The sequence below is a fragment of the Polyangium sp. 15x6 genome (assembly GCF_029960785.1).
Classification (GTDB): Bacteria; Myxococcota_A; Polyangia; order Polyangiales; family Polyangiaceae; genus Polyangium.
The window spans coordinates 39265-59531 of record NZ_JASBQE010000040.1 but is presented as its reverse complement, the minus strand read 5'-3'; the positions used below and the strand labels follow the sequence as shown (position 1 = coordinate 59531).

The following is a 20267-nucleotide window of genomic DNA, read 5'->3' as shown; positions in this document are numbered from 1 at the left end:
GGAGGACAACCATTCATGCACCATCCGACGTTCACGACCCTCGCCGCCGTCGCCATACCCGGCATGCTCACCGCGTGTGGAGGCGGCACCTCGCCCTCCGCCTCGGGATCCGGCTCCGGCTCCGGCGCGAGCTCGGGCGGCGGCAGCGGCGTCGTCGTCGATCGCGGGCCCACCAGCATCTCGCTCGACGGCGATCCCAACGGGCTCTTCTGAGATGCCGATACCGCCACGCTCTTCATCGCCGACGACAATGGCAATCGGATCCTCTCGTGGACCGATACCCAGGGGCTCGGCCTCGCCGCCGAGCTGCCCGCCGCGCCGCCCGACAGCGCGGGGCTCGGTCAGGTCGTCAAGATGAAGGACGGCACGCTCGTCGTGCCCAGGTTCGGCGGCGGCACCGCGGGCGACGTCGTTTATGCCAGGCCCGACGGGACGAACGGCGTGGTCCCGAATCTCGATCCCCTCCGCCGCCGCATCGGCCTCACCGTATCCGAGGAGGGCACGCTGTACGATACGTTCTTCGTCGCGATGAATGGCATCAAGCTCGGCAGCGTCGCCGAGCTCGATCTCGCCGGCGCCGAAGCCGAGATCATCACAGGCCTCAAAAACCCGTCGGCGTGCTCGCCGCGAAGGGCGACTTCATCGTCACCGAGCAGGAGACGGGCAACGTGCTCCGGGCGCCGATCGCCTCGCCGGATCAGCTCGTCGTGATCGCGCAGCTCGTCGGGCCCGATCTCCTGACCGACGGGCCCAATGGAACGTTCTTCACCGGCGGCAAGGACGGCAGCGTCCGGCAGATCGTGGGCGGCGGCGAGTGGAGCGAATTCGCCAGCGGATTCCAGGAGGTGCGCGGCGTGGCGTACGACGCGGAAAACCGGGTCTCTTCCTCGCCGATCACGATGGGATCGAAGAGGACGGCGTGACGCATTTCCTTCGGATCCTGCCGGTCGATTGATGATGCGCCGCGGATTCGCCCTCGTGGCGCTCTTGCTGTCGCCGGCCGTCGCCCGCGCCGAAGGGCCGCGGGTGCAGGCTCTTTTCCAGGGGGACATCGACGCGCGGCTGCACTCCGCCGATCGCGTGGAGGGCGAGGACGGCTTCGCGGTCGCGCGCCTGCGCCTCGGCGCGCGCGCCGATTTCACGCCCTGGTTTCACGCCGTTGCGCAGGCCGAATGGGCCCAGGAAAAACCGGCGCTGCTCGACGCCTACGCGTCCATTCGGCCGTCGGCGTCGTGGGAGCTCTCCCTCGGGGCGCGCAAGACGCCGCTCTTCTCGTCGACGCGCGGCTCGACGTCGCGCTGGGGCGCGCGAATCCACAGACGAAAGGCGCGCCGCTCCTCGGCTTGCGCCTCGGCGCCGGGATACACGCGGAGAGCGCGGAGGATCGGATCGGCGTCCGAGGTACGACCGCGGACGGGTTCATCTTTTATCGAGCCGCCACGGTGTACGGGCCGCGGCACGTCGCCGAGGCGCACGCGGCCGCATATCTCGGGCCGGTGCGGATCCTCGGGGAAATCGGAGTCGCCAAGGAGAGCCGCGCCAAGGACACGGACGGCAATCCGGCGACGCCGCGCGTGCCGCAAGACTTCATCCGGTCGCTCGGTGGATTCGTCGAGGCAGCCTGGATGCTGACGGGACAACGGCGCGCGCCGGGGATCTGGCCGACGGAGCGGCCGGGGCGATCGTGGGGAATCGGCGCGCTGGAGCTCGCGGGGCGATTCGAGCGGCTATCCCTCGGGCAAGGCGCGCGCGACGTCGAGCCCGGCGGGGCCACGAGGGTCTCGGCGGCGATTCGATGGTGGGCGACGCAGTTCTGCGCCGTCTCGGCCGCCGGGTATTTCACGGCATACGACACGGCGCCGATCGAGGGGCCCGGGACGACGCAATCATGGCTCGGCATCCTGCGCGCGACGTTCCACGTGCCGGTGGAGAAGCTCATGCGCTGAACGAAGGGAGAGAGGCTCAGGCCCGGACCACCCGACACGCGAAACATTTATACGCCTGCTGCCCGGACAGCGCATCGAAATGCCGTTCATCGACGAGCACGTTCGCGGGCTCGTACCGCGGCAGGCCGAGATCGTCGCCGACCTTCTGCGCCGGACCGAAGAAATTCGGCACGAAGATCGTGTCCTCGCGAATGCCGTCGAAGAGCAGCGCCGTCGCCGTGATCACGCCCCGCGGGCTCTCCACCCGGATCACGTCGCCGTCGCGGATGCCCGCCCGCGCCGCGGCGCTGGGGTGAATCTGCACGAGCCGGAGGCCGTTCATCAGCTTCCCGGTCTGCGTCCATTGCGTCATCGTCGCGAAATGGACCACGCTCGGCCGGCCGATCATCCCGAGGAGCGGGAAGCCCGCGCGCGCGCCTTCGTTCGGCGGCACGCCGAGCTTGACCCGCGGCGTGGAGGAGCCGGGATGGAGCGGATTCGGGACCTTCTCGGCGAGGTGCTCGATCGTCGGGACCCCGGCGCCGACCTCCGGGTGCGAATAAAACGGCGATAACGCGGCGTGCCCGGCGCGGGCGAGTTTTTCGTGCATCGCAGGCGTGTGAATCTCGATCTTTCCGCTCGGCGTGAAGAATCGTTTGCCCGCGTGCCCGAGGGCGCTCGCCACGGATGCCCAGGAGGGATGGTCGAGGTAGAGCGTGCTCGTGCCCGGATGATCCGCGGAGGGGCAAGGCCACCTCAGCGGCTCGGTCCTCTCGCGCAGGCGCTTCGAGGTCATCCCCGCCATGCCCGGCGTGTTCTTGACGAAAACCTCGTCCCAGAGCGTGCGGTAGTCCTTCCACGCCGCGGGAAGATTGTCCTTCCAGTACGAGGGCGGATTCTTCTTGTCGACCTCGGCCATGGCGTGGGCGAGGTTGATCCAGAAGTGAATGTCGGGCCGCGCTTCGCCGATCGGGTCGATCGCTTTGTCCGACCAGCGAATGGCGCGATCGTCGCGGCGCATGTAGACGCACTCCTGTTCGAGCACGCTCGGGATCGGGAGCACGTAATCGGCGAAGAGCGCGGGCTCCTCCAGGAAGAGGCCCGGATACACGAGAAGCTCGAGCTTTTCGTACGCCGCGCGCACCCGCGCTGCGTTCGCGCCGTCGACGAGCGGGTTTCCCATCAGGAACACGGCGCGCAGGCGATACGGATCCTCGTCGAGGATCGCCCGCGGAAACGTGTCGGGCCCGAGCAGCGCGGGGCCCTTCTTCTCCGGGACGTCGCCGCGGATCTTCGGCAAGCGGAGATCCCCCGGCCAGGTGTTGTGCATGAAATTGCAGCCGCCGCCGGGCCTGCCGACGTTGCCGGTGATCGCCGCGAGAAACGCCATCGCCCGGTAGGTGTGGAACGCGTTCATCTGGTGCGAGATCCCCGCATTGCAAAAGATCGCCGCGGGACGGGCCTTTGCGTACGCCTCGGCGAGGGCGCGGATCGTGCTCGCGGGCACGGTCGTCATCCGCTCGCCCCACTCCGGGGAAAACCCTTGCGCCTCGACGTGCTTGACGAGCGCGTCGAACCCGACGACCCACCGCTCGACGAACGCCGCGTCGTAGAGCTTCTGCCGGAGGATGTGCGCGAGCATGGCGTACACGAGCGCCATGTCGGTGTGCGGTCGAATGGCGATGTGCTGGTCGGCGAAGGCGGAGGTCGGCGTTTGCCGCGGGTCGACGACGACGAGCTTCGCGCCGGAGCGCGCGCGCGCCCGGAGGAGGTGCTCGAACGTGACGGGGTGCGTCTCGGCCTGGTTCGTGCCGAAGAAGAGGAAAAACCTCGAGCTGCCGAGGTCCTCCTCTCCCGTGATGCCGTCCTTGCCGTAGCCATTGGTGAAATTGCCGAGGCCGAAGGTCCAGGCGAGGGCATCGCCGCCCGCGTCGTTGCAGACGGGGCCGACGTCGGTCGCATTGGGCGAGCCGTAAAGATCGAAGAACCGGCCGATGATGGATCCGACGCCGCGCACGAGCCGCCCCGAGGTCTTGCTGGCGACGCCGGCGGCGCCGGTGGTGTCGCGGATCTCGACGAGCTTTTTGGCGATCTCGGCGAGGGCCTGATCCCAGCCGATGGGCTCGAAGCGCGAATCGGGGGAGCCTTTCGCGCCGGAGACGCGCCGGAGCGGCGTACGAATGCGGTGCGGGTTGTAGGCGATCTGCGCCATCATCGGGCCTTTGACGCAGAGGTTACCGTCCTGGACCGGATCGGCCGTCTCACCCTTGATGTCGATGATGCGCCCGCCCTTCTTGTGGACCTGAAGCCCACAGAGGGAGTTGCAGAACTGGCAAGCAGCGCGAACGATCTCGTCGGGCTGGAGCGCGCCCGAGCTCCGGGTGAAATCGAGCGCCACGCGCGGAGGCTCGGCCGGAGGCGGAGGCGCGGTGGCCTCGCAGCCGGCCACGAAGCCCGCCGCGGCGCTGGTCGCAGCCGACAACTTGAGGAATCCACGACGCGAGAAGTTCGAATCGCTGGCCATGTTCCGGACGGGATCATGCGCCGGGGAGCGTTCGGAAAACAAGCGTTTTGCGGAGCATCCCCCGCGGGCGAACACGAGGGCAGACCGGGCAAACACGAAGTGGTAGAGTCGCCGCGTCATGCACGCGCTGTCACGCCGCTCGTTCGGGTCGCTCTGGGTGTTCTTCTTGCTCGCGCTGTGCTGCCTTTCCTGCGGGAAGCAGCCCGCGGGAGGGCGCGCGCTCGGGCTCGCGACGACGACGAGCTTGAAGGATACGGGGCTCGTCGACGAGCTGCTCCCCGCGTTCGAGGCGAAGACGGGCTACCGCGTCGAGGTGAATGCGCTCGGGTCCGGCAAGGCGCTGCGCGCGCTGCGCGACGGCGCGACGGACGTGGCCATCACGCACGCGCCTGCCGAGGAGCAAGCGGCGGTCGCCGCAGGTGAGGTGGGGCGGCGGAGCCCGTTCATGCACAACGAGTTCGTGATCGTCGGGCCCGCCGATCAGGTGGGCGTCGTGGCCGGAGCGGGAGACGTGCAGGAGGCGCTGCGGCGGATCGCGTCGTCGGGGCGGACGTTCCTGTCACGCGGGGACGACTCGGGGACGAACCAGCGCGAAATGGCGCTGTGGAAGGCCGCGGGGATCGGCGCGAACAGCACGTTCATCGTGCGGGCGAACGCCGGGATGGGCGAGACGCTGGAGCGCGCGTCGGACGAGGGCGCGTTCACGTTGAGTGATCGCGCGACATTCGTGGCCAAGCAGAAAGACCTGGAGCTGTCAATCGTGTTCCAGGGTGACGCGGCGCTGCGAAACACGTATTCCGTGATCGAGCCGAAGGCCGGCGCAGGGGCCAACGCGGAGGGGGCGCGCGCGTTCGCGGAGTTTCTCCTTTCGCCCGAGGGGCGGGCGCTCATCGGCGCGTTCGGCGTGAAGGCCAGCGGGGAGCCGCTGTTCACGCCTGAAGCACGTTGACGCGACGCCATCCCATTCCAACCGTTCGCCACCGGAAAGGTCGGATCAGCGAGCCATGACGAAAGATACGGCCCAAGGTCCCGCCCTCGAGGGGAAGGAGACGACGATTCCGCTCCTGCCCTGCGTTTCGCCCGACGAGACGCTCGCGTTTTATCGGGCGCTCGGCTTCGAGACCACCTACGAGATGACGCGGCCGTATCTGTATCTGGCGCTGCGCTTCCGTGGATTCGAGCTGCACTTCGGCAAGGGGCCCAAGGGACTGGATCCGAAGGAGGAGAGCTCGGGCGGCTGTCTGGTCCTCGTGGACGCCGTGGAGCCGTATCACCGCACGTTCACCGAGGCCCTGCGCGCGAAGTACGGCAAGGTGCTGGCCCGCGGCAGGCCCCGGATCACCCGCTTTCGGCCGGGTCAGAGCCGCTTCTCGCTGATCGACCCCTCGGGCAACAACATCATCTTCATCCAGCGGGGCGAGCCGGACCTCGAATACGGCGGCTCGAAGGCGCTCTCGGGCCTGGCGAAGACGATCGACAATGCCCGCATCCTGCGTGATTTCAAGAACGACGACAAAGGCGCCGCGCGCGTGCTCGACGTCGCCCTCGCCAAATACGGGGCAGGAGCCCCGGTGGAGGACCGGGTGCGAGCCATGGCGGCCCGGATGGAGCTTGCGATTGCATTGGACGACGCGGCGTCGGGCCAGGCCCTCCGGGAGCAACTAAAGGCGCTCCCCCTGTCCGAGGAAGAGCGCGACCGCCTGTCCGAGGAGCTGAAGGCCGCGGAAAGGCTATCAGAGTGGCTTTCGCGCGCCACGGCGACGCGTCAGGCCTGAGAGCCCACCGCAGCGACGAGCTCGCGCAAAGAGCTCATGGCCGCTCGCTCCGCCGTCTCGTTGTACGCCTTCACCGCGGCCGGGTGGCTGAAGCCGTGTGTCGCGCCCTCGTGCACGAAAACCTGAACATCGTCGCGCCCGGCGAACGCAGCGCGGACCGCCTCAACGGCCGGCGGCGGCACGAACGGATCGACGCTCCCGAAATGCAGGCGCATCGGGCAACGCATCTCGACCACGCGATCGAGGTGTTTTTCCAGCCCGGTGCCGTGCCACGTCACGACGCCGGAGACCAGGCCGTCGGCGGCTGCGCGAAACGCAAACGGCCCGCCGAAGCAGATCCCGAGCATCACGACGGGCCGGCCACGACTCTCCGCTCGCGCCCATTCGATCAGCGCCCGCAGATCGCGATAGATGCGCTCGGGCTGGACGCCCTTGACCCGCGCCATCACGCGCGCCATGTCGTCGTACGGGGCATGCCCGCTGTCGGTCCGGAAAAACGGATCGAAGGTGACCACGAGGCTCGCGTCCGCCCCGAGCTCTTCCATCTGCGCTTCGAGATCGGGCGCGACCCCGAACGCGGACGGCAGGATCACGAGGGCCGCGCCGACGCCGCTGGATCGCGCAATCGTCAGGGGGAGCTGCTCACCTTCGACGGAAAGGACTTGGCGCGTGATTTTCGTCGTCCCGGTGCTCATCGTCGAATGCATCGTTTTCTCCGAGGCCTCCGGTTCAACCTGATTTCGGTTCGATCGTCGGCGAAGCATTCCCGAAGCCCGCCTCCGGCTGGGCCTTGAATTCGAGCGTCACGGCCTTGGAGAGCCGCACGACCGAGCCGGCCAGGATCGGCGCTTCCTGGTTCGTCTCGACCAGCCGCCCGTCCACCTCCGTCGGCTGGCGCGAGACGGGCCGCAGCACGTACCCCTCCTTCGGCTTGCGCCGGAGCTCGAAATGAAACCGGCTCACGAGCTGCTCGAGCTTCTTGTCGCGCAGCGAAAGGACCACGTCGTTCGCCCGCATCCCCTCCTCCCCGCGGAGCCGGCCGAAGCTGATGAGGTCCTGCCGCGGCAAAACGAAGCTGTCGCCGGTCTCGCGCACGACCACGCTCCCGGGCAGGCGGTGTTCGTCCCGCCAATCGAAGCGAAAGAGCACGAGCGGCCCTTCGTGCCCCCGGACGACGACGGGCGGAACGGGCCAGACGCGCACGCGCATGCCGTGCGGAGCCTCGCGCAGCGCCGCCGCCGAGAGGCGCAGCTCGTCGGGCTCGGCCGTCGAGGCGATCCGCGCGCACAGGTTCACCGCGTCGCCCGACACGATCACGCCGTCGGTCAAGACCGGCCCGAAGTGCACGCCGAGCCGCACCACGAGCCGATGATCCCGCGCCCGCGTCTCGTTCTCCCGCGATGCGCGCTCGAGGAAGACGACGAACGCGCCCACGGCCTTTTCGACGTCGGGAAAACAAGTGAACGCGCCGTCGCCCGCGACGTCGACGATTCGCCCGCCGAACGGCTGGATCGACTCCCCCAGGAGATCGTGGTGGAGCTGCTGCAGCGCCCTTCCTGCCTTGTCACCGAAGCGCGCGAAATAAGCCGTCGACCCGACGATGTCGGTGAAGCCGAGGGCGAGCGGCTTCTCGAACCTCCGCGTGAGGACCTGCGAGAGCTGGGTCTGGAGCCGGATGATTTCCGTCAGGCTCATCGCGTCGAAGTCGAGCTTCATCGTGGGCGGAACCAGGGTAGCCCGAAAGATCCGCCCCGCCTAGCTCTTTGGGAGGCCACGCGCGCCGGTTTTCGCCCCGACCGACGCGAGGATCGCGTCCAGCGTGGCGAGATCGACGGGCTTCACCAGGTGGGCGGCAAAACCCGCCTCCTTCGTTCGTCGGCGGTCCTCCTCGTGGCCATACCCCGTCAGCGCGACGAGAATCGCCTGGCCCTGGTCGGGGTCCTGGCGAAGCCTTCGGGCGACCTCGTATCCGTTCATTCCGGGCAAACCGATATCGAGCAAGACGACCTCGGGCCGGAACGTCCGCGCCGCTTCCAGCGCCGCGCTGCCGTCGTACACCGTGTGGACCACGTGCCCCGCGATGCGCAGCAGCATCGACAGGCTCTCCGCGACGTCGGGATTGTCGTCCACGATCAGAATGCGGCGGGGCTCCGCCGGGGGGCTCCCTGCCGATGCCCGCGCGCCCGACGGCGGCTCCGCCTCCGGCAAGATCGGCAGGCGGACGATGAACTCGCTCCCCTTCCCTCGCCCCTCGCTGCGTGCTTCGACCGCGCCGCCGTGCATTTCGGCGATGTTCTTCACCAGCGTCAGCCCGATCCCGAGGCCGCCCTCCGACCGGGCCAGCGAGCGATCCACCTGCGTGAAGAGATCGAAGACACGCGTCAGCATTTCCTGAGGAATGCCAATGCCGGTGTCCCGCACCCGGATCGACACCGTATCCCCCGCCCGTTCGACGGCAATCGTGATGTGCCCGCGCTCCTCCGTGTACTTGGCCGCGTTCGTCAGGAGGTTTTCGATCATCTGCGTGAGCCGCGTCGGATCGGCGTAGACCCAGACCGGCTCGGGCGGCAATTCGATCGCGACCTCGTGCTTGCGCGCGTCGAGCAGCGGCCTCGCCGTCTCGAGGGCCCGCCAGACGATCGGCGCGACGTCCACCCGCCCCTTCTGCAGCTTGATCTTGCCGCTCGTGATGCGACTGACGTCGAGCAGGTCGTCGACGAGCCGGGTCATGTGCTGGACCTGGCGCTCGATGATCGCCGTGGACCGCTCGATCCTCGGATCGGCCGCGCCGACGAGCCGGAGGATCTGGGCGGCGTTCCGGATCGGCGCGAGGGGATTGCGCAGCTCGTGGGCGAGCATGGCCAAGAACTCGTCCTTGCGGCGATCGGCGTCGCGGAGCGCCTGCTCGGCCTCCTTGCGGGCCGTGACGTCCATGAAAATGCCTTCCCACATGGTCTGGCCCGTCGACAGGCGCCGGAGAGCCGAGCGGGAATGAATCCAGACAATGCTGCCCCAGCGCGTCCACAATCGACACTCACAATCGAACGGGACACCACCACCGAGGGCGGCGGCCTCCAGCTCGAGGATGCGGGGGCGGTCGTCCTCGTGAATGAGTCCATAGAGGGCCGAGGCGTCCGCCTGAATTTCGGCAGGGGTGACGCCGACGAGCTGCTCGATGCCCGCGCTGATATAAAGGAATCGCCTGTGCCCCGTGGGTTCGGCCAAAAGCTGGTAGATCGCTCCCCGCGGCAGGTTGTCGCTGAGGGTCCGCAGCCGCTCCTCGGTCTCGCGCAGGGCATTCCTCGCCCGCTGGGACTCGGTCACGTTGACGATGGCCGCGACGAACCCCGTGACCCGGCCTTCATCGTCGAACTCCGGGTCGTACGCACACCGCATGATCTGCGTGCTCTGGCCGCCCTCGAACGTCACCTCGGCCTCGAACTCGACCCGCTCGCCGCGAAGGACAGCCTCCACGTGCGGCTCGATGGACGCGTATGCAGCTTCGCCGATGACGTCGCGGATGGTTCGGCCAGCGACTTCGCTCGGCGTCCGATGCAAGCGGGCGGCGTAAGGCCTGTTGACGTACTTGTAACGGCGGTCCGCGTCGCAGTGGGCGATCAAGACGGGGACGTGATTGGTCAGGAGCTCGAGCTGCCGCTCCCGTTCGCGGTCCGCCTCCTGGAGCCGCTTCACGTCGGTGCGGTCCCGCATGATCTTGGCGAAGCCGCGGAGGTGTCCGCGCTCGTCCCGGAGCGGCGTTTCGACGCCGGCCGACCAGAACCGCGTGCCATCCTTGCGGACGTGCCAGCGGTCGTCGTCCCCGCGGCCGCTCCTCGAGGCCTGCTCGCGCTCGAGCTCGGGCTTGCCGCTCCGGATGTCCTCCGGCGTGAAAAAGAGGTCGGACGACTTGCCGAGGACCTCGTCCTCGCGATAGCCGAGAAGTCGCTCGGCGCCCTTGCTCCAGCGGAGGACGATGCCGTGCGGATCGGTGATGAAAATGGCGTAATCGACGACGTTCTCGGCGAGCAGCCGGAACATTTCGCCTTCCCACGCACTCCTGTCCGCGCGCTCGGGTTCGGTCACGAAGCCCCGCCCTGCATGTAATGCGGAGCGGCGTGGAGTGTCAGGACGCGCGGCGGGAAAGAGCGCGCAGGCGGGCGCGGCGTTTTACGCTTCGACCTCGAGCCCGTCGTCTCCGCTCGCGCGCTTCGCCCGGAATGCCGCGGTCTTCGTGGCCGCCACGCGCCGCGCGGTGTCCTCGGCCAAACCCTGCGCGAGGGCCGTTCGTTCGATTTCCTGGCGGAACGCGCGCAGGGCCAGGATCCGGCTCGTCACGGACACGAGCACGGCGAGCGCGAGGAAGACGATCATGAAGGTCGTCGAGATCTGCCAGACGGCGAGCGCGGTCGCGGCGAAGAAGCAAACGGCCGAGAGCAGGCGCGATTGCTGGATCGTCTGGGCGTGAATGCCCTGCGCGCGCGCCACCACGAGCTCGGCATTCACGAGCGCGGACTTCTCGGTCTTCGCCGCTCGCTCCGGGCGCGCGAATGAAAGCTCCTCTCGCGTCTGGTAATTCGGCAACGTCGTCATGAATTCCTCGTTCGTACTGTCGTGACGGTTCTTCTGAATGGATGATTTCTATGCAATGCGGTGACCTCGGCTCAGCGTCGGCTCCCGCGTGGACGGCGTATCGACGCTCATGCCCGGGATGAAGCTCAGCACGGTCGCCGTGATGATGAACGCCCCCGGGATCAGGAACGCGAGATAACCGCCGGCGCGCACGGCGGGCACCATCAGGGCCGCGCCAGACGCGAATGCGACGATCTTCGACCCGCGCAACATCGCGCCCTGGAGCGCCGTGCGTCGGGCCTCGCCATCCATGGCAAACGAGCTCGCGAGCTGCACGCCGAGCTCCGTCGCGGGGCCCGTCATGTGCGTCGTGCGGACGGCTCCGCCCGTGGCCGTGGAGACCGTCGCATTCTGCAGCCCCATGGCGAAGCTCAGGAGCGACAGGAGCAAAAAGTCCCTGGGCTGCTCGACGGACGTGCCAAACTGGCCGAAGAGCCCCGCGTGACCCGCGATCGCGACGCACGCGAGCATGATCGACACGAAGATCAACGGCGCGGCGTGCAGCGGCGGCTTGCCGCGCTGATGGCGCCGCTGCAGCACGATCACGGACGCCATGGCGCCTGCGATGAAGCAGAGCACCACGAGCCCATATTCGGCCATCAGGCCCCAGAGCCCCGCGTCGATGCCGAGCTGGGTCGTCAGGCCCGTGACGTGCGTGACGAATCGCTGGCAAGCGAGAAAAGCGCCTGCATTGACGCTCCCCGCGGCGAGCGCAAGCAGGATCCAGCTCGGCGCGTGGCGCAACGAGAAAATCGTGGGAGGCGTGTGAAGCGCGACCGACATCAACATCCCTTCGTGCGAGTTTGTTGGGGGGTTGCTCCTCGAACCGGAGCGGATGTTCACGGAGCGTGCCAGCAGCGGATCACCCGCAGAACGCGGGGAACTCCGGTCGCGCTCACAGTCCCTCGTCGGGGTGCGCCGACGCCGAATCGACGGCCCTCACCGACAGTGTCGGGAATCGGCGACATTGGCGCGGCGCCGCGGGCCGTGTCAGCTCATGCCCGGCACGATCCATCACGATCCACGAATTCCCGGCTTTTGCCCTCTTTCATGTCCGGAGCTCCTCGATGCGGCTCGTCTCGCGGCTCGTCCTCTCGCACGCGCTCCCCGTCGGCCTCATGGTCTGCGCGCTCGTCGTCATGCTCGGCTCGCTCGCGCAGATCAGCTCGTCGCTCAAGGAGGTGCGTGACGCAGAGCTCGGCTCGCTGAACACGGAAGAGGCCGTCCACCGCGCCGCGTGGGCCGTCGAGATCGCCGTGCGACACGGCGCCGTGGACTGCGAGCACGGTCGCTCCTCCGAGGACGCCGCGCGGGTCATCCAGCAGCGCCTGCGGGATCTCGACGCCGTGCTCGAGTCCGCGGAAAAACCCGTGCGCGAGATCATGCTGGAGCCGGTCCGCGGCTACCAGGCGCTCGCCACCCGCGTCTCCTCGGGCGACACCTGCGCCCACCTCGTCACGACCACCACGCGCCTCGAGCGCGAGCGGCTCGACGAGAAGCTCACGGACGCCTGGATCTCGCGCATGTTCGAGCTCCACTCCGCGCTCCTCCGCAAGGACGAGGAGTCGGGCCGCGCCGCCGGCTCGGCGCTGTCGAGCGGCATCGTGCTCGCGCTCGTGGCGTGCATCGTGGCGGTCCTGCTCGCGCAGCGGATCGCGCGCACGGTGACGCAGCCGCTCGCGTCGCTCTCGTCGAGCGTGCGCAGCGTGGGCCGCGGCGACTTCACGGTCACGATCGAGGCGCAAGGCCCGCGCGAGGTGTACGAGCTCGCCGAGGAGATGGAGGTGATGCGCCGCCGCCTCGCCGAGCTCGAGTCCCTCAAGCAGGGGTTTCTCGCGTCGGTCTCCCACGAGATGCGCACGCCGCTCACGAAGATCCGCGAGGCGCTCTCGCTCCTGTCCGACGGCGCGGGCGGCAAGCTGAACGAGCGGCAGGCGCGTATCGTGCAGATCGCGCAGCTCGCCTGCGAGCGCGAGATCCGCACCGTGACCACGCTCCTCGATCTGTCGCGCCTGCGCGCCGGCGTGCCCCTGCAACGCAAGCCCGGCGCCTCCGTCGACGAGGTCGTCTGGAGCGCGGTCCGCGACGAGGACATCGAGGCCCGCGAGCGCGGCGTCACGGTCGACGTCGAGACGCCCGGCGAGGCGGCCAAGGCCTACCTCGACACGGTGCTCGTCGAGCGGGCGATCGCGAACATCGTGCGCAACGCCGTCGCCGTGTCCAAGAAGGGCCAGCACGTGCGGGTCCGCCGCGACCTCGTGCCCGAAGGCCCCAGCGGGATCGCCGGAACGTGGGCCCAGATCAGCGTCGCCGACCAGGGGCCGGGCATCCCGCCGGAGATCCGCTCGATCATCTTCGACGCGTTCGTGACGCACAGCGTGGACAGCTCGCCGAAGCGCGTGGGCATCGGGCTCGGCCTCGCGCTCGCTCGCGAAATCGTGCGGGCGCACGGGGGCGACATCGAGGCCTCGGACGACCCGGCAGGCGGGGCGGTGTTCCGCATGTGGCTGCCCCTCGACGCCTCCGAGCCGCCGTCACCGCGCGCCCTGCCTGCGCACGTGTGATAAAACCCGACGAACCAGCCATGCGGAAGGACGAGCCCGATACCACCCCGCGGCCGCACATCCTCGTCATCGACGACGAGCCCCACCTCTGCGAGCTGCTCGCTTACCGCCTGGAGCACCACGGTTACCGCGTGACCACGGAGCTCTCGGCCCGCGGCGGGATGGAGGCGCTGGAGCAAGGCGACATCGACGCGATCATCCTCGACCTGCGCCTCGAAGACGCCGACGGCATGGAGGTGCTCGGCGAGGTGCAAAAACGCGCGCCCGATCTGCCCGTCATCATCCTGACAGCCCACGGCACCATCGAGACGGCGGTCCTCGCGATCCAGCGGGGCGCATATGGATTTCTGACGAAGCCGTTCCAGGATTACGAGCTGCTCCAGAAGCTCGCGCACGCGATCGAGAGCGGGCGGCTCAAGCGCGAGGTGGCGGGCCTTCGGCGCATCGTGGGGGACGCGTCGAGCGACATCCGTCTGCTCGGGACGAGCGAGAGCATCGCGGCCGTACGCGAGCGCATCGCGCGCGTCGCGCCCGCGGACGCGACCATCCTCCTGCTCGGCGAGTCCGGCACGGGCAAGGAGCTCGCGGCGCGGTCGCTGCACGCGCTCTCGGCGCGCAAGGCGCGGCCGTTCGTCGCCGTGAACTGCGGGGCGCTGCCGGCGGAGCTCCTGGAGAGCGAGCTCTTCGGGCACGTGCGCGGCGCGTTCACGGGCGCGAGCCGCGACAAGGACGGCCTCTTCGCGGCGGCGCGCGGGGGTACGCTCCTGCTCGACGAAATCGGCGAGGCCCCGGCGCCGGTGCAGGTAAAACTCCTCCGGGTGCTCCAGGAGAAGCGTTTTTCGAAGGTCGGATCGGCGACCGAGGAAGACGCGGACGTGCGCATCGTGGCCGCGACGAACCGCGATCTACGCGCCGAGGTCGCCGCGGGCCGCTTCCGCGAGGACCTTTTTTACCGGCTGCACGTGGTGCCGATCGTCATGCCGCCGCTGCGCGAGCGCAAGGACGACATCCCGCTCCTCGCCGAGCTCTTCCTGCGCCGAGCGGCCGCGCGGTACGGCCTGGCCGAGCCGTACCTCACGCCCGAGGCGATGCGCGTGCTGCTCGCCCATTCGTGGCCGGGCAACGTCCGCGAGCTCGCGAACGTCATGGAAGGCGCCATTTTGCTTTGTCAGGACGAACGCATTCGCCCGCAGCACATCCTGGCGACGCTTGCGACGCCCGCCCGGCCGCCCACACCCATTTCGAGCGAGGCGCCGGCCGAGCCGGCCGAGCCGGCCGAGGAGGAGCCGCCGCTCGGGCTCGCGGTGCTCGGTGATCCCGAGATCCCGCTGCCGCCGCTGCGCGCCGCGCGCGACTCGTTCGAGCGCGCGTATCTCGTCGAAGCGCTCCGCCGCGCCGGCGGCAACGTCAGCGCCGCGGCCAAGCTCGCGGGGCGCAATCGCACGGATTTCCACGACCTGCTCCGCAAGCACGGCCTCTCGGGCGCCGACTTCAAGGCCTGACCTTCGCGCGGCCGTCATGGGAATGCGATTGCGGGATCACACGGAAGAACGTTCCATCTTGCACGGCATCCCCTGATAGCGGATACCCTCCGCGCATGCGTCTCTTCCGTTCCGCTTCGAATCTCCTCTGCGTGCTCTTCCTCGGTGCGTCCTTGTCCGCCTGCGGCGGCGCCGCCTCCACGTCGGAGACGGCCGCGTCGGGCCGGGCCAAGCCCACCAGCAAGACGACGCGGCTCGAGGCTGATCCGCGCATCGGCGTCTACACGTCCGTTCCGTGGGGGTTCGAAACGAACTCGTTCTGGATCGAGGGCCCGAAGGGGCTCATCGTCATCGACACCCAGTTCTTGCCCTCCGCCGCGGCGGAGCTCGTCGAGCGGGCCGAATCCGTCACGGGCAAGAAGGTCGAGCTCGCGATCGTCCTGCACCCCAATCCGGACAAATTCAATGGTACGTCCGTCTTCCAGAAGCGGGGCATCAAGGTCGTCACGTCGGCGCAGGTGATCGCCCAGATCCCGCACGTCCACGAGATCCGCACGCGCTCGTTCGCGGAGCGGTACGCGCCCGATTACCCGACGGAGCTGCCCAGACCGGAGAGCTTCGGCGACGCCACGCAGGAGCTCTCGGCCGGCGGGGTGACGGTGAAGGCGCACGTCCTCGGCGCGGGTTGCTCCGAGGCGCACGTGGTCGTCGAATACGACGGGCACGTGTTCGTCGGGGATCTCGTGGGGCAAGGGACGCACGCCTGGGTCGAAATCGGCGAGATCGAGGCGTGGATCGAGCGACTCGCGGAGATCGCGGCATTGAAGCCGAAATTCGTGAACCCGGGCCGAGGCAAGACGGCCGGGGCGGATCTGCTCGAATGGGAGACGGGGTATCTGCGGCGGCTGCTCGAGGAAGTGGCCAAGGAAAAACCCGCGATGCCGCCGCCGGCGGGAGCGATCGATCGGGTCAAGGACCGCATGATGAAGGCGTATCCGGGGCTCGATTACGATGTTTTCCTGGATGTCGGACTCGAAGAGGTCTGGCGAAAACAGGCGGCGAAGGCGGCCGCGAAATAGAAGCACGCCTCCCCTGCCAGGCTTGACGGACGCCGGCCGGCCCCGACGGAGGTGACATCCCCCACCTCCGTCGCCCGATTCCGCGAAGCGCGCGTCATGACGCACCGCGGAAACATTCGCGAAACATGCAGGAGTGTATCGATCGAGCATGAAGGTCGATACGGGCGACACCGCCTGGCTCCTCGTCTCCACGGCCCTCGTGCTTTTCATGACGCCGGGCCTCGCCCTCTTCTACGGCGGGATGGTGCGGCGCAAGAACGTGCTGTCCACGCTGATGCACGCCTTCGCCGCGCTTCCGATCGTGACGCTCCAGTGGGTCCTCTTCGGGTACTCGCTCGCGTTCGGGCCGTCGATCGGAGGGCTCGTCGGTGGCCTCGGGTATGCCGGGCTCGCGCCGCTCGCGACCGAGGCGCGCGGGACCGTGCCGCACCTGGCGTTTTGCGCGTTCCAGATGATGTTCGCCGTGATCACCCCGGCCCTCGTCGCGGGCGCCTTCGCCGAGCGAATGCGGTTTCCAGCGTATGCCGTGTTCGTCCTCCTCTGGTCGACGCTCGTGTACGATCCCGTCGCGCACTGGGTCTGGAGCGAGAGCGGCTGGCTCTTCAAGATGGGCGCGCTCGATTTCGCGGGCGGCACCGTCGTGCATCTCTCGGCCGGCGCTTCGGCGCTCGTCTGCGCGGTGGTCCTCGGCAAGCGCGTCGGGTATCCGCACGAACGCCACCAGCCGCACAACCTCACGATGACCCTCACGGGCGCCGGCATCCTCTGGTTCGGCTGGTTCGGCTTCAATGCCGGCAGCGCCCTCGGATCCGGCGCGCTCGCCGCGCTCTCGATCGTCACGACGCACGTCGGCGCGGCCGCGGGCGCGCTCGGGTGGCTCGCGGTGGAATGGTGGCAACGCGGCAAACCCACGGCGCTCGGCGTCGCCTCGGGCCTCGTCGCGGGGCTCGTCGGGATCACGCCGGCGGCCGGGTTCGTCTCGCCGCCCGCAGCGTCCGTCATCGGGGTGGCCGCGGGCGCGGCGTGTTATTTCGCGGTCGTAGGAAAAGAGCGGCTCGGGTACGACGACGCCCTCGACGCCTTCGGCGTGCACGGCGTGGGCGGCGCGATCGGCGCGCTCCTCACGGGCGTCTTCGCGCAGAAGGCTTTGAACGAATCCGGCCGGGACGGCGCGCTCGCGGGCAACGTCGCGCAGCTCTGGCCGCAGCTCGCCGGCATCGTGGTCGTCGGTCTTTATGCGGCGATCGTCACGTGGCTCCTGCTCAAGGGAATCGACAAGGTGATCGGCCTGCGCGTCGCCGCGGACGAGGAGCGCGAGGGCCTCGACGCGACGGAGCACGGCGAGACGGGCTACGCGTCCTGACGGATCCGCCCCACGACGGGCTTCCCTTCCGCCGCGAATCTTGCGATCCTGATCGTATGTTCGCAAAACTCGGCGCATCGTTCCTCTTCGTCGGTTTTCTCTTCGGCATCGCATCGTCGGCCATGGCCGATCCCGCGCCGGCCCCGACGCCCGCGCCGGATCGCCCGCTGCTTTGCTGTGATGGCACCCTCTCGCCGACGTGTACCTGTGACGGGCCGCGTCGTGGCTGCTGTTCGCATCACAAGGGCGTCTGCGGCTGCGCGGACCCGGGCTGACGGCGCTCAGCTCCGGCCTTCGCGGAGCAGGGGCAGCGTGAATGCGAACGTGCTGCCCCTCCCCATTTCGCTCTCGACCCAGATACGTCCACCGTGCGCCTCGACGAGCTGGCGGGCGATGAAGAGCCCGAGCCCGAGGCCCTCGATCTTCTTGCCCGTCCTCGCGCGGTAATACCGTTCGAAGAGATGCGGGAGCTCCTCGGGCGGCACGCCGTAGCCGTGATCCCGCACGGCGACGACGAGCTCCGCGTCGCGCGCCTCGACGCCGATCGTCACGAGCTCCTCGGGCGGCGAATATTTGAGCGCATTGCCGACGAGGTTGACGAAGATCCGCTCGAAGCGCGCCGCGTCGAGGAGCACGGGCGGCAGCGCTTCGGCCGGGCGCTCGACCGCGAGGCGCGCCTGGTCCTGCGTGGTCCACGCGCGCGAGACGATATCCTGGATCAGGGACAGGAAATCGCAGGGCTCGGTGCGCAAGAGGAGCTGGCCCGAGTCGAGCCGCGCCGAGTCGACGAGGTCGTCGATCATCGAGGCCATTCGCTTGGCGCTGCCGACGACGCGGTCGACCACGCTCGCCTCGTGCTCCATTCGCGCGCGCAAAAGCGTGCGCCGGAGCATCTGCGCGGCCGACATCATGACCGTGATGGGCTGGCGCAGGTCGTGCGAAACGGCGTGCAGCACGTCCTCCTTCGCCTTCTCCAGCCGCCGGAGCTCGGTGATGTCGCGCCCGATCACGACGCCCAGGGCAATCGGGCCGTCGCCGTCCTGGACCGCGCTCGTGCTGATGAGGACGTGGCGGCGGGAGCCGTCGCGGCATTCGACGATGTATTCGTCGTCCGTGATGGCTTCGCCCCGGAGGAGCCTCTGGGAAGGGTATTCCTCCCAGTGCAAGGGCACGCCGCCGAGCGAGAGCAGGCGCATGTGCTGCAGGACCTCGCGGACGTGAGCCTGGACGTGACCGGCGATCATGCGGCTCGCCTGGCTTTGCAGGACGACGTGGCCCTCGCCGTCGATGACGATCACGGATTCGGCCATGCTCCCGAGGAGCGCGCGGAGCTCGGCCGCCTTGCGCTCCGCCTCCGCGCGCGCGGTCGCGAGCGCGTGCTCCATCCGTTTTCGCTCGGTGATGTCGGAGAACACGCACACGGCCGCGACGATGCGCCCCGCGCGATCCACGACCGGCGCCCCGCTGATGCTGACCTCGATCCTGTCGCCGCTCGGGCGGACGAAGACGTATTCTTCGTCGCGCACGGTCTCTCCCCGGAGCGCGCGCGTGAGCGGAAAATCCTCGACGTGACACAGCTTCCCCTCGTGAAAGAAAGCGGCGCCCTCGCATTCGGCGAGGGTCGAGGCCTGCTGCGAAAAACCGGCGATGCGCGTGCTCTGTTCATTCGTGAGGAGGAATCTGCCCTCCGCGTCGACGATGTTCACGCCGGAGGGCATCTGGCGCAGCACCGCCTCGAGGAGCCCGCGCTCGGTCTCGATGCGCTGGAGCAGCCGCTCGCGCTCCGACGCGGCCTGCCGTTCGGCGGTGACGTTGCGGACGACCGCGATGACCTGGTCCTCGACGAGGGGCAACATGCGCGCCTCGAAGCAGCCCGTGCGCTCGCCCCACGTGAGCTCGTACTCCAGCGTGGCGAGGCCTCCGGTGGCGAGCGCCTGGGCGGCGGTCGACTCCCATCGGCGGGCGAGCTCGGGCGGCAGCACGTCGCGAACACGTTTGCCGAGGATCTGTTCGACCGGGAGGTACAGGTCGGCCAGGCGCCCTGCCCTGCAATCGAGGTAGGTGCCGTCGGCGTCGAACCGGAAGTAGAGATCGGGCAATGCCGAAAAGACCGCCTCGAGCTCCTTCGTCTTCCGCCGGAGCGCTTCCTCGACCTTCTTGCGCTCCGTGACCTCCCGGGCAAACGCCGCGACCCCGATGATCCGCCCGTCGGCGTCGCGTTGCGGCTCGAAGAACGTGTCGAAGCAGCGGCGCTCGCCGCCGACGGCGAGCCAGGATTCGATCCGCGCGCCCTTTCCCGTCGCGAGGACCGCCTTCTTGACCGCCGTGAGCTCCTCGGCCGACTCCGGCGGAAATACGTCGAAATCGGTCCGACCGATCACATCCTCCCGACGAATGGGCGGATAGGGATTGTAGACCGCGGTATAACGGAGCTCGAGGTCCTGATAAAAAACGACGTCCGGGAGTGCCTCGACGACGTGACGGAAGCGCGATTCGCTCTCGCGCAGCGCCTCCTCGGTCCGAATGCGGCGCGTGACATCGCGGAGCAGCACGTAGGCGCCGGAGAGCTCGCCGGCTTCGTCCCGGATGGGGCTCGCCGTCACGGCGACCAGACGCTCGGCGGCGCCCGGGACGTCGAACGAGAGGACCTCGTCGACCACGGAAGCGCCGCCGAGCGCCCGCGCGAGGGGTGTCTCGTCCCAGGCCATGATTCGCCCGTCCTTCCGGCGCATGGTCGCTTGTTCGACCACCTGCCGGATGTCCTCACGGCTCGCGAGGGGGCGCTGCATGAGCGGTCGCAGGGGGCCGCTCGCGAACACGACATGGAGATCGGTATCGACCACGAGCACCCCATCGGCGATGGGCGCGAGCGCGGCCCCCAGGGAAGACAGGTGTTCGATGGATCGTGGCAAGGCCCCCCCGTCCGC

At 68.9% G+C, this 20267-nt stretch carries 18 protein-coding genes; 11 read left to right on the top strand and 7 right to left on the bottom strand.

All coding sequences use genetic code 11. From position 1 onward, the window contains the following. Positions 1–15 precede the first annotated feature (15 nt). The 4 genes from QHF83_RS27245 (at position 16) to QHF83_RS27230 (ending at position 1946) form a co-directional block, all read left to right on the top strand. The gene (locus QHF83_RS27245) at positions 16–213 is read left to right on the top strand and encodes a hypothetical protein (RefSeq protein ID WP_282420876.1); all 198 of its coding nucleotides are present in this window, start codon (positions 16–18) and stop codon (positions 211–213) included. A 141-nt stretch (positions 214–354) separates the two neighbouring features. Then, on the top strand, positions 355–711 hold the full coding sequence (locus tag QHF83_RS27240; RefSeq protein WP_282420875.1) for a hypothetical protein: 357 nt from the start codon (positions 355–357) through the stop codon (positions 709–711). Next, positions 669–923: a hypothetical protein gene (locus QHF83_RS27235; RefSeq protein WP_282420874.1), complete on the top strand. Its 255-nt coding sequence runs from the start codon at positions 669–671 to the stop codon at positions 921–923. Before QHF83_RS27240 ends, QHF83_RS27235 begins: the two co-directional genes overlap by 43 nt. 309 nt (positions 924–1232) lie before the next feature. Further along, positions 1233–1946: a hypothetical protein gene (locus tag QHF83_RS27230; RefSeq protein WP_282420873.1), complete on the top strand. Its 714-nt coding sequence runs from the start codon at positions 1233–1235 to the stop codon at positions 1944–1946. Positions 1947–1962: 16 nt separating this feature from the next. On the opposite strand, the gene QHF83_RS27225 is transcribed toward QHF83_RS27230, so the two are convergent. After that, positions 1963–4449, bottom strand: coding sequence for a molybdopterin-dependent oxidoreductase (locus QHF83_RS27225; RefSeq protein ID WP_282420872.1), 2487 nt, complete (start codon positions 4447–4449; stop codon positions 1963–1965). Between the two features lie 118 nt (positions 4450–4567). Between QHF83_RS27225 and QHF83_RS27220 the strand changes: the two genes are divergently transcribed. Together QHF83_RS27220 and QHF83_RS27215 are read left to right on the top strand one after the other, a co-directional pair. Next, positions 4568–5398 (top strand): substrate-binding domain-containing protein, encoded by an 831-nt coding sequence (locus tag QHF83_RS27220; protein WP_282420871.1) that lies wholly within the window; start codon positions 4568–4570, stop codon positions 5396–5398. Positions 5399–5453: 55 nt separating this feature from the next. Next, positions 5454–6224 carry a hypothetical protein gene (locus QHF83_RS27215; protein WP_282420870.1) on the top strand — a complete coding sequence of 257 codons (771 nt, stop codon included), beginning with the start codon at positions 5454–5456 and terminating at the stop codon, positions 6222–6224. Here the strand turns inward: QHF83_RS27215 and QHF83_RS27210 are convergent. The 5 genes from QHF83_RS27210 to QHF83_RS27190 form a co-directional block, all read right to left on the bottom strand. Next, complete coding sequence (locus QHF83_RS27210) at positions 6215–6919, bottom strand: dienelactone hydrolase family protein (RefSeq protein ID WP_282420869.1); 705 nt, start codon at positions 6917–6919, stop codon at positions 6215–6217. The genes QHF83_RS27215 and QHF83_RS27210 overlap by 10 nt on opposite strands. A 34-nt stretch (positions 6920–6953) precedes the next feature. Then, a complete protein-coding gene (locus tag QHF83_RS27205) occupies positions 6954–7940 on the bottom strand; it encodes an adenylate/guanylate cyclase domain-containing protein (protein WP_282420868.1) in 987 nt (328 codons plus the stop codon). Positions 7941–7979: 39 nt separating this feature from the next. Continuing rightward, positions 7980–10307: a PAS domain S-box protein gene (locus QHF83_RS27200; protein ID WP_282420867.1), complete on the bottom strand. Its 2328-nt coding sequence runs from the start codon at positions 10305–10307 to the stop codon at positions 7980–7982. Positions 10308–10391: 84 nt separating this feature from the next. Beyond that, positions 10392–10814, bottom strand: coding sequence for a hypothetical protein (locus QHF83_RS27195; RefSeq protein WP_282420866.1), 423 nt, complete (start codon positions 10812–10814; stop codon positions 10392–10394). A 48-nt stretch (positions 10815–10862) separates the two neighbouring features. After that, positions 10863–11636, bottom strand: coding sequence for a YoaK family protein (locus QHF83_RS27190; RefSeq protein ID WP_282420865.1), 774 nt, complete (start codon positions 11634–11636; stop codon positions 10863–10865). 284 nt (positions 11637–11920) lie between these two features. On the opposite strand from QHF83_RS27190, the gene QHF83_RS27185 reads away from it, so the two are divergent. From QHF83_RS27185 to QHF83_RS27165, 5 genes are all read left to right on the top strand, one after another. Continuing rightward, the gene (locus QHF83_RS27185; RefSeq protein ID WP_282420864.1) at positions 11921–13417 is read left to right on the top strand and encodes a HAMP domain-containing sensor histidine kinase; all 1497 of its coding nucleotides are present in this window, start codon (positions 11921–11923) and stop codon (positions 13415–13417) included. Between the two features lie 20 nt (positions 13418–13437). Beyond that, positions 13438–14919 (top strand): sigma-54 dependent transcriptional regulator, encoded by a 1482-nt coding sequence (locus QHF83_RS27180; RefSeq protein WP_282420863.1) that lies wholly within the window; start codon positions 13438–13440, stop codon positions 14917–14919. A gap of 95 nt (positions 14920–15014) precedes the next feature. Then, positions 15015–15977, top strand: a complete 963-nt coding sequence (locus QHF83_RS27175) for an MBL fold metallo-hydrolase (RefSeq protein WP_282420862.1) — start codon at positions 15015–15017, stop codon at positions 15975–15977. A 148-nt stretch (positions 15978–16125) separates the two neighbouring features. Continuing rightward, complete coding sequence (locus QHF83_RS27170) at positions 16126–17340, top strand: ammonium transporter (RefSeq protein ID WP_282420861.1); 1215 nt, start codon at positions 16126–16128, stop codon at positions 17338–17340. 56 nt (positions 17341–17396) lie between these two features. Continuing rightward, positions 17397–17615, top strand: a complete 219-nt coding sequence (locus QHF83_RS27165; RefSeq protein ID WP_282420860.1) for a hypothetical protein — start codon at positions 17397–17399, stop codon at positions 17613–17615. A gap of 6 nt (positions 17616–17621) precedes the next feature. On the opposite strand, the gene QHF83_RS27160 is transcribed toward QHF83_RS27165, so the two are convergent. Next, positions 17622–20252, bottom strand: coding sequence for a PAS domain-containing protein (locus tag QHF83_RS27160; RefSeq protein ID WP_282420859.1), 2631 nt, complete (start codon positions 20250–20252; stop codon positions 17622–17624). Positions 20253–20267: the final 15 nt, after the last annotated feature.

What these genes read in the sequence shown, in the direction of transcription:
- QHF83_RS27245 (WP_282420876.1), top strand. Translation starts at nt 16, where the DNA reads ATGCACCATCCGACGTTCACGACCCTCGCCGCCGTCGCCATACCCGGC.
- QHF83_RS27240 (WP_282420875.1), top strand. Translation starts at nt 355, where the DNA reads ATGAAGGACGGCACGCTCGTCGTGCCCAGGTTCGGCGGCGGCACCGCG.
- QHF83_RS27225 (WP_282420872.1), bottom strand. Translation starts at nt 4,449, where the DNA reads ATGGCCAGCGATTCGAACTTCTCGCGTCGTGGATTCCTCAAGTTGTCG.
- QHF83_RS27220 (WP_282420871.1), top strand. Translation starts at nt 4,568, where the DNA reads ATGCACGCGCTGTCACGCCGCTCGTTCGGGTCGCTCTGGGTGTTCTTC.
- QHF83_RS27215 (WP_282420870.1), top strand. Translation starts at nt 5,454, where the DNA reads ATGACGAAAGATACGGCCCAAGGTCCCGCCCTCGAGGGGAAGGAGACG.
- QHF83_RS27210 (WP_282420869.1), bottom strand. Translation starts at nt 6,919, where the DNA reads ATGAGCACCGGGACGACGAAAATCACGCGCCAAGTCCTTTCCGTCGAA.
- QHF83_RS27205 (WP_282420868.1), bottom strand. Translation starts at nt 7,940, where the DNA reads ATGAAGCTCGACTTCGACGCGATGAGCCTGACGGAAATCATCCGGCTC.
- QHF83_RS27195 (WP_282420866.1), bottom strand. Translation starts at nt 10,814, where the DNA reads ATGACGACGTTGCCGAATTACCAGACGCGAGAGGAGCTTTCATTCGCG.
- QHF83_RS27190 (WP_282420865.1), bottom strand. Translation starts at nt 11,636, where the DNA reads ATGTCGGTCGCGCTTCACACGCCTCCCACGATTTTCTCGTTGCGCCAC.
- QHF83_RS27185 (WP_282420864.1), top strand. Translation starts at nt 11,921, where the DNA reads ATGCGGCTCGTCTCGCGGCTCGTCCTCTCGCACGCGCTCCCCGTCGGC.
- QHF83_RS27180 (WP_282420863.1), top strand. Translation starts at nt 13,438, where the DNA reads ATGCGGAAGGACGAGCCCGATACCACCCCGCGGCCGCACATCCTCGTC.
- QHF83_RS27175 (WP_282420862.1), top strand. Translation starts at nt 15,015, where the DNA reads ATGCGTCTCTTCCGTTCCGCTTCGAATCTCCTCTGCGTGCTCTTCCTC.
- QHF83_RS27170 (WP_282420861.1), top strand. Translation starts at nt 16,126, where the DNA reads ATGAAGGTCGATACGGGCGACACCGCCTGGCTCCTCGTCTCCACGGCC.
- QHF83_RS27165 (WP_282420860.1), top strand. Translation starts at nt 17,397, where the DNA reads ATGTTCGCAAAACTCGGCGCATCGTTCCTCTTCGTCGGTTTTCTCTTC.